Annotated in this window: 13 protein-coding genes; 1 reads left to right on the top strand and 12 read right to left on the bottom strand. The window is 72.5% G+C overall.

The window, feature by feature from the left end:
• Positions 1-349: 349 nt before the first annotated feature.
• From K7862_RS27645 to nth, 3 genes are all read right to left on the bottom strand, one after another.
• Entirely contained in the window at positions 350-1,549 is a 1,200-nt protein-coding gene (locus tag K7862_RS27645; RefSeq protein WP_222967280.1) for a MarP family serine protease, read from the bottom strand.
• 80 nt (positions 1,550-1,629) lie between these two features.
• Positions 1,630-2,313 (bottom strand): NUDIX hydrolase, encoded by a 684-nt coding sequence (locus tag K7862_RS27640; RefSeq protein WP_222967279.1) that lies wholly within the window; start codon positions 2,311-2,313, stop codon positions 1,630-1,632.
• Entirely contained in the window at positions 2,310-3,131 is an 822-nt protein-coding gene (gene nth / locus K7862_RS27635; RefSeq protein ID WP_222967278.1) for an endonuclease III, read from the bottom strand. The genes K7862_RS27640 and nth overlap by 4 nt, the downstream gene beginning before the upstream one ends.
• A 345-nt stretch (positions 3,132-3,476) precedes the next feature.
• On the opposite strand from nth, the gene K7862_RS27630 reads away from it, so the two are divergent.
• Positions 3,477-4,151 (top strand): Crp/Fnr family transcriptional regulator, encoded by a 675-nt coding sequence (locus K7862_RS27630; RefSeq protein WP_037911812.1) that lies wholly within the window; start codon positions 3,477-3,479, stop codon positions 4,149-4,151.
• Between the two features lie 116 nt (positions 4,152-4,267).
• Here the strand turns inward: K7862_RS27630 and K7862_RS27625 are convergent, their stop codons facing one another.
• The 9 genes from K7862_RS27625 to K7862_RS27585 form a co-directional block, all read right to left on the bottom strand.
• On the bottom strand, positions 4,268-5,269 hold the full coding sequence (locus K7862_RS27625; RefSeq protein ID WP_222967277.1) for an alpha/beta hydrolase family protein: 1,002 nt from the start codon (positions 5,267-5,269) through the stop codon (positions 4,268-4,270).
• Positions 5,270-5,272: 3 nt separating this feature from the next.
• Positions 5,273-6,553, bottom strand: coding sequence for a kynureninase (gene kynU / locus K7862_RS27620; RefSeq protein ID WP_222967274.1), 1,281 nt, complete (start codon positions 6,551-6,553; stop codon positions 5,273-5,275).
• Positions 6,546-7,382, bottom strand: coding sequence for a tryptophan 2,3-dioxygenase family protein (locus tag K7862_RS27615; protein WP_222967272.1), 837 nt, complete (start codon positions 7,380-7,382; stop codon positions 6,546-6,548). Before K7862_RS27615 ends, kynU begins: the two co-directional genes overlap by 8 nt.
• 88 nt (positions 7,383-7,470) lie before the next feature.
• The gene (locus K7862_RS27610) at positions 7,471-8,319 is read right to left on the bottom strand and encodes a DUF3152 domain-containing protein (protein WP_262413910.1); all 849 of its coding nucleotides are present in this window, start codon (positions 8,317-8,319) and stop codon (positions 7,471-7,473) included.
• Positions 8,320-8,571: 252 nt separating this feature from the next.
• A complete protein-coding gene (locus K7862_RS27605) occupies positions 8,572-8,985 on the bottom strand; it encodes a DUF3151 domain-containing protein (RefSeq protein ID WP_222967270.1) in 414 nt (137 codons plus the stop codon).
• 92 nt (positions 8,986-9,077) lie between these two features.
• The gene (gene fbaA, locus K7862_RS27600; protein WP_222967268.1) at positions 9,078-10,100 is read right to left on the bottom strand and encodes a class II fructose-bisphosphate aldolase; all 1,023 of its coding nucleotides are present in this window, start codon (positions 10,098-10,100) and stop codon (positions 9,078-9,080) included.
• A 312-nt stretch (positions 10,101-10,412) separates the two neighbouring features.
• Entirely contained in the window at positions 10,413-10,955 is a 543-nt protein-coding gene (gene pyrE / locus K7862_RS27595; protein ID WP_222967266.1) for an orotate phosphoribosyltransferase, read from the bottom strand.
• Between the two features lie 72 nt (positions 10,956-11,027).
• Positions 11,028-11,825, bottom strand: coding sequence for an aldose epimerase family protein (locus K7862_RS27590; RefSeq protein ID WP_222967265.1), 798 nt, complete (start codon positions 11,823-11,825; stop codon positions 11,028-11,030).
• Positions 11,826-11,876: 51 nt separating this feature from the next.
• Complete coding sequence (locus K7862_RS27585; protein WP_222967263.1) at positions 11,877-12,758, bottom strand: SRPBCC family protein; 882 nt, start codon at positions 12,756-12,758, stop codon at positions 11,877-11,879.
• Positions 12,759-13,426: the final 668 nt, after the last annotated feature.

Here is a 13,426-nt window from a genome sequence, read left to right as displayed (position 1 = left end):
GTCCTCAAATTGCCGGGCGCATACGCCGACTGAACGATGATCCGGCGATTACGCACCCGGAGGCGGGGGCACGTAGCTCGGTATGGGTTGGACGCACGACTACAGTGACGTATCGCGCTCGCGCCGCCGCAGTTCCTCCGCCGCAGGCAGCGCGGCGGCCATGTTGCTGCTTCCGCCGGGGCAGAGCAGCCTCGGCATTCCCCGCATCCTGGGCCGCAGGGCGCGCTGGGTCGGCGCCCGGCTCCGCCACGTCAGGGACTGACGCGCCGGGGTCCGCACGGCGCCGGGAGGGACGGGCTCAGGCCCCTTCCCGGGCCGCGGCCGGGCCCCAGCCCACCCCTTTCACCCCTCACAGAGCGCAGCCCTCGCTGTCCACCTGCCGGTCCGCGGTCCGTCCCGCGGTGACGTCCGGTGCAACCTCGTCCGCGGTCAGCGCGTACCCGGTGTTGGCGTCGTCGAGGGACTTCGCGAACACCACACCGGCGACCTGCCCGTCCGTGGTGAGCAGCGGTCCGCCGGAGTTGCCCTGCCGGACGGTGGTGTAGAGGGAGTACACGTCGCGGTGCACGGTGCCGCGGCGGTAGATGTCGGGACCGTTGGCCTCGATCCGGCCGCGGATCCGCGCCGCCCGCACGTCGAACGCGCCGTTCTCCGGGAAACCCGCCACGATGGCGTCGTCCTTGGAGCGGGCGTCGGTGCCGGTGAAGCGCAGCGAGGGCGCGTCGAGCCCGGGGACGTCCAGGACGGCGATGTCGCGACGCCAGTCGTAGAGGACCACCCGGGCGTCGTGCAGCCGGCCCTTGCCGCCGACCTGCACCGTCGGCTCGCTCACGCCGCCCACGACGTGCGCGTTGGTCATCACGTGGTCCTTGGCGAAGACGAACCCGGACCCTTCCAGGACCTTGCCGCAGCCCGGCGCGGTGCCGACCACCTTCACGATGCTGCGCTCGGCCCGGTCGACCACGGGGTTGTTCACCAGCGTCGGGTCCGGCGCCGGGACCGAGGTGATCGGCTCGGAGCCGAAGGTGCCGAAGACCTGTGGCAGGCCGTTCTGCGCCAGCGTGGTGCTGAAGTCGTTGAACCACGTGTCGGCCTGCGCGGGGACCACCCGGGAGACCCCGAGCAGCACCTTCGACGACCGCACCTCGCGGCCTATCGTCGGCAGCGTCGTGGTGGCCAGGGCGCTGCCGATCAGCCACGCCACCAGCAGCATCGCCATCACGTTGATCAGAGCGCCGCCGCCGGCGTCCACGGCGCGCGCCGGTGACCAGGTGATCCGGGTGCGGAGCTTGTTGCCGACATGGGTGGTGAACGCCTGTCCCACCGACGCGCAGACGATCACCAGGGCCACGGCGGTGATGACCGCGACCGAGCCGGGCGTCGCGTTGTCCGTCGCCTTGTCCCAGATCAGCGGGAGCAGGTAGACGGCGGCGAGGCCGCCGCCGAGGAAGCCCGTCACCGACATGACGCCGACGACGAAACCCTGGCGGTAGCCGACCACGGCGAACCAGCAGGCGGCGAGGATGAGCAGGAAGTCCAGCGCGTTCACGGGGAACACGGTCTCATGGCGAGCTGAGAACGCGGGACCGTAACGGCCTCATGCCCCCGGTGCCTCATTCCGCCGGCGCCTCAGGCGAGCGGCACCGTCCGCTCGGTGTCCCAGGGCTTCTCCCAGCCCGCGTAGTGCAGGATCTTGTCGATCAGGCCCGCGGTGAAGCCCCACACGAGCGCCCCCTCGACGAGGAAGGCCGGGCCGCGGAAACCGCTGGGGTGGACGAGCATCGCACGGTTGGCCGGGTCGGTGAGATCGGCCACAGGCACGCGGAAGACCCGCGCGGTCTCGGCCGGGTCCACCACGTCGACCGGGCTCGGCTCCCGCCACCAGCCCAGCACCGGGGTCACCACGAACCCGCTCACCGGGATGTACAGCCGCGGCAGCACGCCGAAGACCTGCACCCCCGCCGGGTTCAGCCCGGTCTCCTCCTCGGCCTCGCGCAGGGCGGCCCGCAGCGGCCCGTCGCCCTCCGGGTCACCGTCCTCCGGGTCCAGCGCACCGCCGGGGAAGGACGGCTGGCCCGCGTGGGACCGCAGCGCCGCGGAACGCTCGATGAGCAGCAGGTCCGGGCCCTGCTCGCCCTCACCGAACAGGATCAGGACGGCCGACGGCCGGCCCTCGCCGTCCGGCGGCAGGAAACGGCTGAGCTGCTCGGGGCGCACCCCGCGGACCACCTGGACCACGGGGTCGAGCCAGGACGGCAGGCCGTCGACGCTGACCTGGATCCCGGCGGCGTCGGCACCCTGCGCCTGCGTCATGAGGCGCCCAGCGGCGGGGCGGCCTTGCCCGGGTAGCCCGGCGGCGGGTTGAGCCGCTGTCCGGGGAAGCCGCCCTTCTCGTACTTCAGCAGCTTCTCGGCCTTCTCGGGGTCCATCTCGCCGATGCCGTACGACGGGCACAGCTGGGCGATCGGGCAGGCCCCGCAGGCGGGCTTGCGGGCGTGGCAGATGCGGCGGCCGTGGAAGACCACGTGGTGCGACAGCATCGTCCAGTCCGACTTGGGGAACAGCCCCGCGACGTCCCGCTCGACCTGGTCCGGGTCCTCCGAGGTCGTCCAGCCGAAGCGGCGGGAGAGCCGGCCGAAGTGGGTGTCGACGGTGATGCCGGGGACGCCGAAGGCGTTGCCGAGCACCACGTTGGCGGTCTTGCGGCCCACGCCGGGCAGCGTGACCAGGTCCTCCAGGCGGCCGGGCACCTCCCCGCCGAAGTTGTCCCGCAACGCCGCCGACAGGCCCAGCACGGCCTTGGTCTTGGCCCGGAAGAAGCCCGTCGGCCGGAGGATCTCCTCCAGCTCCTCGGGATTGGCCGCGGCCATGTCCTCCGGGGTCGGGTACTTCGCGAACAGCGCCGGCGTGGTCTGGTTGACCCGCAGGTCGGTGGTCTGCGCCGACAGCACCGTGGCGATCAGCAGCTCGAAGGGATTGCGGAAGTCCAGCTCGGGATGGGCGTACGGGTACACCTCGCCGAGTGCGCGGTTGATCTTCCGCGCCTGGCGCACCAGCCCGGTGTGCGTCTGCGGTGGCTTGACCTTCTTCACCGGCCGGCCCTTGGCCCCGTCCGTACCACTTGTCGCCATGCATGCAGCCTACGGGGCATCGCCGACACGGCTCACCGGATTCCGCCGCGCCGGGACCACGTCGGCGCCGGGCCCGGCCTGGGGCCGTCCTGAGGCCGTCCTGATGCCGTCCGGGGGCCGTCCGGGGACCCGCTCGAACGGTGTTCGCCGAGAGCGGAATCCGGCGTCCGCGCCACTCATTCGGCCCCCCAGCCGGGCCTGAACCACCGAAATCGACGCCCAATCGGGCCCCCGGGGCACTACTCCAGGCATAGATACGACATCCTTGTGATTGATCGCACTGATGGAGACGTCGTGCATCATGGGAAAACCCGGCGATGTCGGCTGTCGACAAGGAGAGAGCTCGTGGACGACGTTCTGCGCCGTGCTCCGCTTTTCGCGGCGCTCGACGACGAGCAGGCCGCTGAACTGCGCGCCTCCATGACGGAGGTCACGCTTGCGCGTGGCGACTCGCTGTTCCACGAGGGCGACCCCGGGGACCGGCTGTACGTCGTCACCGAGGGCAAGGTGAAGCTGCACCGCACCTCGCCCGACGGACGCGAGAACATGCTGGCCGTGGTGGGACCCGGCGAGCTGATCGGTGAACTGTCGCTGTTCGACCCCGGCCCGCGCACCGCCACCGGCACCGCGCTGACCGAGGTCAAGCTGCTGGGCCTCGGCCACGGCGACCTCCAGCCGTGGCTGAACGTCCGGCCCGAGGTCTCCACCGCGCTGCTGCGTGCCGTCGCGCGCCGCCTGCGCCGGACCAACGACGTGATGTCGGACCTGGTCTTCTCCGACGTGCCCGGCCGTGTGGCCAAGGCGCTGCTGGACCTCTCGCGGCGCTTCGGCGTGCAGTCCGAGGAAGGTATCCACGTCGTCCACGACCTCACGCAGGAAGAGCTCGCGCAGCTCGTCGGCGCGTCCCGCGAGACCGTGAACAAGGCCCTCGCCGACTTCGCCGGCCGCGGCTGGCTGCGGCTGGAGGCCCGCGCGGTCATCCTGCTGGACGTCGAGCGCCTGGCGAAGCGGAGCCGCTGACCCGCGCCGCACCGCGCGCGCCGGCCCGGCGCGACCTCACGCACCTGAGCCCCCCGCCGCGGCGGGGGGCTTCGTGCTGTCCGGGTCCGGCGCCGGGTGCACCCGGACGCCCGGGGTCACCAGGCCAGTTGGGCGATCTCGTCGGCGACGACGGAGACCGCGGAGGCGGCGGGGTCGATCAGCGGGAAGTGGCCGGTGGCCGGGAGCCAGGCCACCACCGGCTCCTCCCCCGCCGCGGCCGCCGCGTCCGCGAAAGCCTCGCTGACCTGCGGTGGAACCACATTGTCAGTGGTCCCGTGCACGATGGTCGTGGCGATTCCGGTGGGGAGGAGCACGGCCGGGTCGGCGTGCGGGAGCCGTTCCGTGAGGTGGCCGGGGCCACCGAGCAGGTCGACGACCGCGTCCGAGCAGACGTGCAGCCGGGCCGCCGTGGCAAGGTCGGCGATCGGGGCGAGAGCCACGACGCCGCGCAACGGGGGAGGCGAGGAGCGGTGCCAGGGGGATTCGGGGGGCAGGACATGGCGTGCGGCGGCCCACAGGGCCAGGTGGCCGCCCGCGCTGTGACCGGTGAGCACGACACGCCGGGGGTCGACGGCCTCCTCGCCGAGGGCGGCGACGGCCAGTCGGGGCAGGGCGTCCACTGCGGCGGCCACGTCGTCAAGGGTGTCCGGCCAGCGGCCGGCGGGCGGTACGGCTGCGTCGGCCGGCTGCCCCTCCTCGACGGGGGCGTCAAGGGCGTCAGCGGCCGCTTCCGCGCTCTGCTGGGCGCCGTCCGGCATGCCGCCGCGGCGGTACTCCACCGAGGCCACGGCGAAGCCGTGCGCGGCCAGGTGGGCGGCCAGCGGGGACACGTGGCCGCGGTCGTAGCGGGCCCGCCAGGCGCCGCCGTGGAAGACCACCACGAGCGGCGCGGGACGGTCCGGTGCGGGCCGCGGCCGGTAGAAGTCGACGACCTGGTCGGGGAGGTCGCCGTAGGCCGCCGTGACGTCCGGCGGCACGTGCGCGTGGCCGAACGCCGACGCCTCCTCCGCCGCGGCCTGGTCACCCGGTTCCGGCACACCGTCGGGGTGCCGTGGCCCGGGCGCGGGCGGGGACACGTCGGGGGCGGCGTCGGCCATCGGTCAGGGCGTCCCTTCGAGTACGTCGGCCAGCACGCGTGCGGCACGCAGCGCGTCGGCGAAGCGGGTGTAGAGCGGGGTGAAGCCGAACCGGAGCACGTCCGGACTGCGGTGGTCGCCGATGACGCCACGCTCGGTCAGCGTGCGCATCACCTCGCCGGAGTTCGCACAGCGCAGCGACACCTGGCTTCCGCGCTCGGCGTGCGGGAGCGGGGTCACCGTCTCCACGCGGCCGGGCGGCACCAGTGCGGTCACAGACTCCAGGAAGAAGTCGGTCAGCGCCAAACTCTTGGCCCGTACGTCGGCGACGTCCACGCCGTCCCAGGCGTCCAGGGCCGTGTCGAGGGCCAGCAGCGACAGGATCTCGGGGGTGCCGACCCGGCCGCGCAGCGCTCCGTCGGCCGGCGCGTAGGCGGGCGCCATGCCGAACGGGTCGGCGTGCGAGTTCCAGCCGGGCAGGGGCGAGTCGAAGCGCGGCTGCAGGTCGCGGCGCACATAGAGGTACGCCGGCGAGCCCGGGCCGCCGTTGAGGTACTTGTACGTGCAGCCGACCGCGAGGTCCACGCCGTCGCCGTCCAGCGCGACCGGCAGGGCGCCGGCGCTGTGGCACAGGTCCCAGACGGCCAGCGCGCCGGCCGCGTGCAGGGCGGCGGTCACGGACGGCAGGTCGTTCAGCCGGCCGCTGCGGTAGTCGACGTGGTTGACCAGCGCCACGGCGGTGCGCTCGCCCGCCGCCGCGCCGATCTCCTCCGCGGCGACGGCACGGATCGTGCAGCCGGTCATCCGCGCCGCGGACTCGGCGATGTAGCCGTCGGTGGGGAAGGTCGCGGCGTCCACCAGGATCTCGTCGCGGCCGTCCGGGGCCATCCGCACCGCGGCGACCAGCGCCTTGAACACGTTGACGCTGGTGGAGTCGCCGACGACGACCTGGCCGGGGGCCGCCCCGACGAGCGCGCCGACGCGGTCGCCGATGCGCTCGGGTGCGGTCCACCAGCCGCTGCCGTCCCAGGAGCGGATGCCCAGGCGGCCCCACTCGCGGCCGACCACGTCGGAGAGCCGGTCCATGACCTGCGTGGTCGGCGGACCGAGGGAGTTGCCGTCGAGATAGACCTCGTCCGGCACCAGCGCGAACCGGTCGCGGACCGCGCGCAGCGGGTCGGCGCTGTCGAGGGCGGCCGCGCGATCGGTCAGAACGGCCGCGGGATCGGCGGTCACGGCGGAGGCGGGTGCGGAGGGTGCGGGATCCACGGCGGCGTCCTGGGGCTGCGTCGTCGGCTCAGACATGACTGCGGGCCGTCCAGAGTTCGGGGAAGACGTTCTTGGTGGCGCGCTTCTCCAGCCAGGCCACCCCCGCGGAGCCGCCGGTGCCGGCCTTGGCGCCCATCGCGCGCCGGGTCGCCACGAGGTGGTCGTTGCGCCAGCGCCAGACGAGTTCGGCGACGTCCGTGAGCACCTCGCCGAGGCGGACCAGCTCGGAGTCCTGGTCGGCGTCGGCGTAGACGCTCTGCCAGACGGCCTCGACCTCCGGGTGCGGCTCGTAGCGCAGGCTCGGGTCGCGGTTCAGCACCTCGGCGGGCACCGCGTAGCCGCGGCGGGCCAGCAGCCGCAGCACCTCGTCGTACAGGCTGGGCTCGGTGAGGGCCTTCTCCAGCTCGGCGTGGGCGCTGGGGGTTCCCCGGTGCGGCACCAGCATGGACGAGGACTTGTCGCCGAGCAGGAACTCCACCCGCCGGTACATCGCGGACTGGAAGCCCGAGCCCTCGCCGAGGGCGGAGCGGTAGGCGTTGAACTGCGCGGGGGTGAGGTTGGCGATCGGCTTCCAGGAGGCGTTGAGGGACTCCAGCTCCGGCAGGCTGCGCCGCAGGGCGGCCATGGCCCGCGGGAGGTCGTCCTTGCGGAGGGCGGCGGCCGCGGTGGTCCACTCGTGGACCAGCAGGGTGAACCACAGCTCCATCACCTGCGTGGTGACGAGGAACGCCATCTCGCCGGGTTCATCGGACAGCGGGTGCTGCAGATGGGTGAGGACGGACGCCTGTACGTAGTCCTCGTAGGGGGTCGTGCCCTCGAACGAGAGGTTCGGGGTCGCCGCCTCGTCGGTCGGTGCATCGGACATGGGGTTACCTCCAGAGCATGGCCCGGGATCACCGGGCTGTGCCGAGATCATCTGCGGTCCCGGCCGATCCGGCAAGGCCCGCCGCTGATCAGGGGGCCGGCGGGCCCTGGATGTACCGGCCCTTGCTGTCGTACGGCCACTCGTTGGCCAGGCACCCATGCAGGCCCTTGATCTGCTGCATCATCACCGGCGCGAGCTTGCCCGGTCCCGGGCAGCTCTCGTGCCCGTGGCCGATGCGGTGGCCGACCTCGTGGTTGATGATCAGGGCCCGGTACTCGGTGATCGGCCCGTCGAACTCCGGGGAGCCGAGCATCCAGCGCTTGAGGTTGACCACGACCGTCGCGCCCACGTCGCAGTTGACCTCGCCGTGGGTGAGCAGGCCGGCCGAGCCGCAGATCGCGTCGACGGTGTCCGGCGTCGCGATCTTGATGACGAAGTCGGCGTACCCGGACGAGACGAGCTGGAAACCGTCGCGCCCGTCGGCGGTCCAGCCGCGTGGGTCGGCGAGGATCCCCTGGATCTCATGCGCCGCCGAGCTGGACGACAGTTCGATGCCGCCCTCGACCTCGACCTTGTAACGACGGATGCGGCCGTGCCCGGAGGCCGAGCCGCTGGCCTTGGCCGTGGTGAAGGTGCCGCTGCCCGACTTCGGCACGCTCGCCGGGGTCGTGGGCGTGGTGTGCGTGGGCGTCGGGGTCTTCGACGTGGCGGGGGCGCTCGGCGTGGACAGAGCCGAGGTGGGAAGGTCGGAGGGCCCGGTGACATCGTTGCCATCCGAGCGGTCCGCAGGGGCGCTCGTCGCGCTCATCCCATCGTCGAGGGCGGCGGCGGAGCCACCGTGCCGGGAGTCCCACGCGGCGTAGCCGACCCCGCAGCAGAGGGCGATGGCGCACACCGCAACGAAGCCGGCTATCGCGGCGCGGCGTTGTGCGGCCAAAGCTCCCCCTGGGGGCGCAGCGAAGACCTCAGTCCCGCCCCCGCGGTGTCTTCGAGCTGCGCATCGACGTTCGTGGCAACAGGGGTCACCTTCGCACACAAGTACGTGGCTATGCCAAGCGGCGGCCGTCTGTGGCAAGACTGCGACATTCGGCCGCCGCGCGGTTTCCGGCCAGGTCAGCGGCGTTCAGACGCCGTTCACCGCCGGGGGCGCCTGAGGCCGGTGACGCGGCCCTGGGCGCGGCGAGGGGACTCAGCCGAGGGTGTCGGCCGCCGTCGGGGAGCTGTCCCGCAGGAAGGTGGTGCAGCGCTCGTACTCCTCCTGCTCGCCGATGGCCTGGGCGGCCCGGGCGAGCGCGTGCAGGGCCCGCAGGAACCCGCGGTTCGGCTCGTGCTCGAACGGCACCGGGCCGTGGCCCTTCCAGCCCGCGCGACGCAGGGCGTCCAGGCCGCGGTGGTAGCCGGTGCGGGCGTAGGCGTAAGACTCCACGACCCGGCCGGCCTCGAACGCCTCGTCGGCGAGCTGCGCCCAGGCCAGGGAGGAGGAGGGGAACTTCTGGGCGACCTCGGTGGGCGCGGCGCCGGAGGCGATCAGCTCACGCGGCCCCGGGTCGTCGGGCAGGAGCGTCGGGGCAGGTTCCCCGAGCAGGTTCTGGTGATTGGACATGGCCTCCAGTCTGCCCCAGCGGCCACGCAAAGGGCCCCCGGCAGATGCCAGGGGCCCTTCGGGACGACCGCGACGGACGACGACGCCTCGCCTTACTTGCGCTTGTTGCCCGCCGAACGGAGGTTCTCGGCGGCGACCACGACGCGCGCGGCCATGCCGGCCTCGGCGGACTTGCCCCACACACGCGGGTCGTAGGTCTTCTTGTTGCCGACCTCGCCGTCGACCTTCAGCACACCGTCGTAGTTGGTGAACATGTGGGCGGCGACCGGCCGGGTGAAGGCGTACTGCAGGTCGGTGTCCAGGTTCATCTTCACGACGCCGTTCTCCAGCGCCTCGTCGATCTCCTCCTGGGTGGAGCCGGAGCCGCCGTGGAAGACGAAGTCGAAGGCGTCGGCCTTGCCGTACTTCTGGGCGACCGCGTCCTGCAGCTCCTTGAGGATGCTCGGGCGCAGCACCACGTTGCCCGGCTTGTAGACGCCGTGCACATTGCCGAAGGAGGCGGCCAGCAGGTAGCGGCCGTGCTCACCGAGGCCGACCGCCTCAACGGTACGGAACGCGTCGTCGACGGTGGTGTACAGGGAGTCGTTGATCTCGTGCGAGACGCCGTCCTCCTCGCCACCGGTCGGCGTGATCTCCATCTCCAGGATGATCTTGGCCTTGACGGCCTCGGCGAGCAGCTCCTTGGCGATGGCCAGGTTGTCGTCGAGGTTCTCGGCGGAACCGTCCCACATGTGCGACTGGAACAGCGGGTTGCGGCCGGCGCTCACGCGCTCCTGCGAGATCTTCAGCAGCGGGCGGACGTAGCCGTCCAGCTTGTCCTTGGGGCAGTGGTCGGTGTGGAGGGCGACCGTGATCGGGTACTTCTCGGCGACGATGTGCGCGAACTCGGCCAGCGCCACCGCGCCGGTGACCATGTCCTTGCTGTACTGGCCACCGAGGAACTCCGCGCCACCGGTGGAGATCTGGATGATGCCGTCGCTCTCCGCCTCGGCGAGACCGCGCAGCGCCGCGTGCAGCGTCTGCGACGAGGTCACGTTGATCGCCGGGTAGGCGAACTTGCCCGCCTTCGCGCGGTCGAGCATCTCGTTGTAGATCTCGGGGGTTGCGATGGGCATCGTGTCCGCTCCTTGTGGTTCTGCGGGTCGTCCTGCTGGCGTGGCGACGTCATCGTCGCCCTTATCTTCGCAGACTCGAACGGATACACCACCTCGGTGCTCTCCGGGCATACGACAGCCCCCGGTAGGTTTCACGTGAAACCTACCGGGGGCCGAGAAGCCGCAGGTCAGAGCGGTTCGGCGGGCCCGATGCCGACGATTCGTCAGACCGTGGCCGCCGGCCGGTCCGGCTCGGGACCGGCGATCACTCCAGCTCCGGCTCGGGACCGGCGATCACTCCAGCTCCGGCTCGAAACCGGCGATCACTCCAGCTCAGTCCAGCTCGAGGTCGGCGAGCGTGTAAGCCGCGAGATACGGCAGCCCCACCTCGGCGATCTTCGGTGCGGCACCGCGGTCGACGATCACCGCGACGGCCACCACCTCGCCGCCCGCCTCCCGGACCGCCTCGACCGCGGTGAGCGGGGACCCGCCGGTGGTCGAGGTGTCCTCGACGACCAGGACCCGGCGGCCCCGGACGTCCGTGCCCTCGATCCGGCGCTGCAGGCCGTGCGTCTTGGTGGCCTTGCGCACCACGAAAGCGTCCAGCCGCCGGCCGCGCGCGGCGGCCGCGTGGAGCATCGAGGTGGCGACCGGGTCGGCGCCCAGCGTCAGGCCGCCGACCGCGTCGAAGTCCAGGTCCGCGGTCAGGTCGAGCATCACCTGGCCGGCGAGCGGCGCGGCCTCCCCGTCGAGGGTGATCCGGCGCAGGTCGATGTAGAAGTCGGCCTCGAGCCCGGACGAGAGGGTCACCTTGCCGTGCACGACGGCCTTGTCCTTGATGTGCCGCAGCAGGGCAGCGCGTACGTCGTCGCTCATGCCGCCGAGACTATCCGAGGACGCCCAGGCCACCGAGGTCACCGGTGGCGCCGGGCGCACCCCGGAGGTCGCTCAGCGGATCCGGTGCCAGGTCCACTCGGTGGTGATCTCCAGCGGGTCGATCGGCGTGACCAGCCGCGGCAGGGTGTTGAGGCCGTTCGGCGGACCGGACTGCGGCTCCACGCACACCGCCTCGGGCTGCTCGGTGTAGACGACCGCCCACTGCGCCGGGCTGGTGACCCGCACCCGCATCTCGCCCGGCCAGGTCAGGGTGACGTCCACGCCGTCGGGCATGCCGAAGCAGTCGTCCCAGGGGCCCGGCTTCGGGTCGATGCGGTTGCCGTTCGGCAGGTGGTTGTCGCCGCGCTCCTCCTGCCAGGCCGCGCTGAAGGTGAGTTCGACGTCCTGGCCGCCCTGGCCCAGGTTGCGCAGCCACCACGGGTGCCAGCCGGCCTGCGCCGGGAAGGAGTCGCCGGTCGCCTCCACACTCATCGTCAGCCGGACGGTGTGCGGTGCGAGTTCCACGGTGTGCGTGACCCGTCCGGGGTAGGGCCAGGGGTCGGCGAGGTCGTAGTAGTACGCGGCGGTGGTCTCGGTGGGCGGCGCGGCCTCGTGCCAGACGGAGTGCCGGCCGGTGCCGTGGATCGCGTGCGGCGGCGCGTCGATGGGGAGCTGGTGGCTCACCCCACCGTTGCGGAACACGCCGTTCTCGGTCCTGCCGCACCACGGCACCATCAGGAAGGTGCCGAATTTCTCGCCCTGGCGCAGGAGTTCCGTCCCGCCGACCTTCAGCGAGGCGATCCGGCAACCGTGCTCGGGCTGCAAGGTCAGTTCGGCGTCGCCCGCCGTCAGCGTCGTGTCATTCTGCACGGAAACGAGCCTAGCGGGCGGTGTCCGGCGGACCCACTTGGCGCACCCGTCTCACCTGCGGCGGCGCAGAACCCGTCCGACGACGACGGCCGAGGCGAGCAGGGCCGCCGCGGCGGGGGCCGCCCAGCGCAGGGTCGCGGACGCGGTGCCCGCGTCGGGGGCCGGCACCGGGGCGTAGCGGCCGCGCGGCGGGGCGTGGTCCACCTCCTCGGCGCTGCGGCCGATCATGGTCCGGCGGGCGTGGGCGGCCTCGGCCGGCGTCACCAGGTCGTCGAGCGCGGCGGCGCTCTCCGGGACCTCGACCTCCACCTCGACCAGCTCGAACTCCTCCAGTTCGCCGGGCGGCACCGGCTCGCCGTCGTCGTCCACGACGTCCGGCTCCTCGTCCTCCGCCTCCGGCGCGTGGGCGGCCAGCTCGGCGGAGAAGCGGTCCAGCAGGCGGCGCACGGCGGCTTCCACGACGGCGTCGTCGTACGTCGTGAGGCGGCCGCCGGCCTCCGCGGTGCCGCGGAACGTCACGGTCGTGCCGGGCTCGGGCTGCTCGGTGGCCGCGAGCGTCAGTTCGAGACGGGCCTGGACGGTGCCGGAGCCGCGGACCTCCTCGCCCTGGGCCTCCAGAGTGAACGGGGAGGTCGTGCCGGTCAGCGTGACCGTGCCGCGGTACGTGATGGTGGAGCCGGCTACGCGGAGGCGTAGGCGGCCTTTCGCGGTGGTGGCGTTCGCGTCCGCGGGGTGTGCCTCGGCGGCGTCCGCCGTGGGTGCGGGGTCGGCGTCCGCCGGGGTTTCGGTGGTCTCCGCGTCGCCGTTCGCCGCGGCCGGGGTGTCGGCGCGGTCGGGTTGCCAGCCGGGCAGGCTGTCGGCCAGGGCGGCCGGCGAGCGGAGGGCTTGCGCCAGGCGGGCGGGGGGGATCGGGACGAAGGACTCGTGCTCCATGCGGCGGAGCCTACCCACGAGCGGGCGAACCTGGCGGTTCGCGGCTCCATTTTCTGCCCCCGTTCGCCCGGGCCGGCCCGGCTCCCCGTCCCCTTTCGGCCCAGCCCGTCCCTCTTCGGCTTCCGGGACGCCCCTGACCCTTGTTCGCCGTCTGCCGCGCGTCGTGGCTGTTCGCATTGGGAGCACCTCCCGGGCGAAGTCTGGGGGACCCCGCGCCCCTTCGGGGCTCGTCCTGCCCCTTGCGGTGCCATTGCCGTCTCACGGTGCGTCGTGGCTTGTCGCGCAGTTCCCCGCGCCCCTGTTATCGCTTGCCGTTCGTTCGTCTGTTGGGGGCAGTCCGGAAGCGTCTCCTCGGACTGTGCATGGCGGGTTCGTCCGTATGCGTGCCCGGGCGTATGCACATTCCTGCGGGGATCGCTTCCTCCCCACCCCCTGGCAGTGAAAGTGGCCGCAGGGGCAGTCCAGGGGTACCCCGGTCCTGCCCAGGCGGCCCCATGGACCACCAAGGGGGTGGGGAGGAAGCGCTCCCCGCAAGGACTTGTGCACACACCCGCCCAGCAGGACGAAAGAACAGTCACGCACAAGTCCGAGGAGACGCTTCCGGACTGCCCCCAACAGACGGACAACGGCACGTGATCAGGGGCGCGGGGTCCCCCAGACTTCGTCCG

The sequence above is a fragment of the Actinacidiphila acidipaludis genome (genome assembly GCF_019890725.1).
Taxonomy (GTDB): Bacteria; Actinomycetota; Actinomycetes; order Streptomycetales; family Streptomycetaceae; genus Actinacidiphila; species Actinacidiphila acidipaludis.
This window is presented reverse-complemented; position numbering and strand designations above follow the sequence as displayed.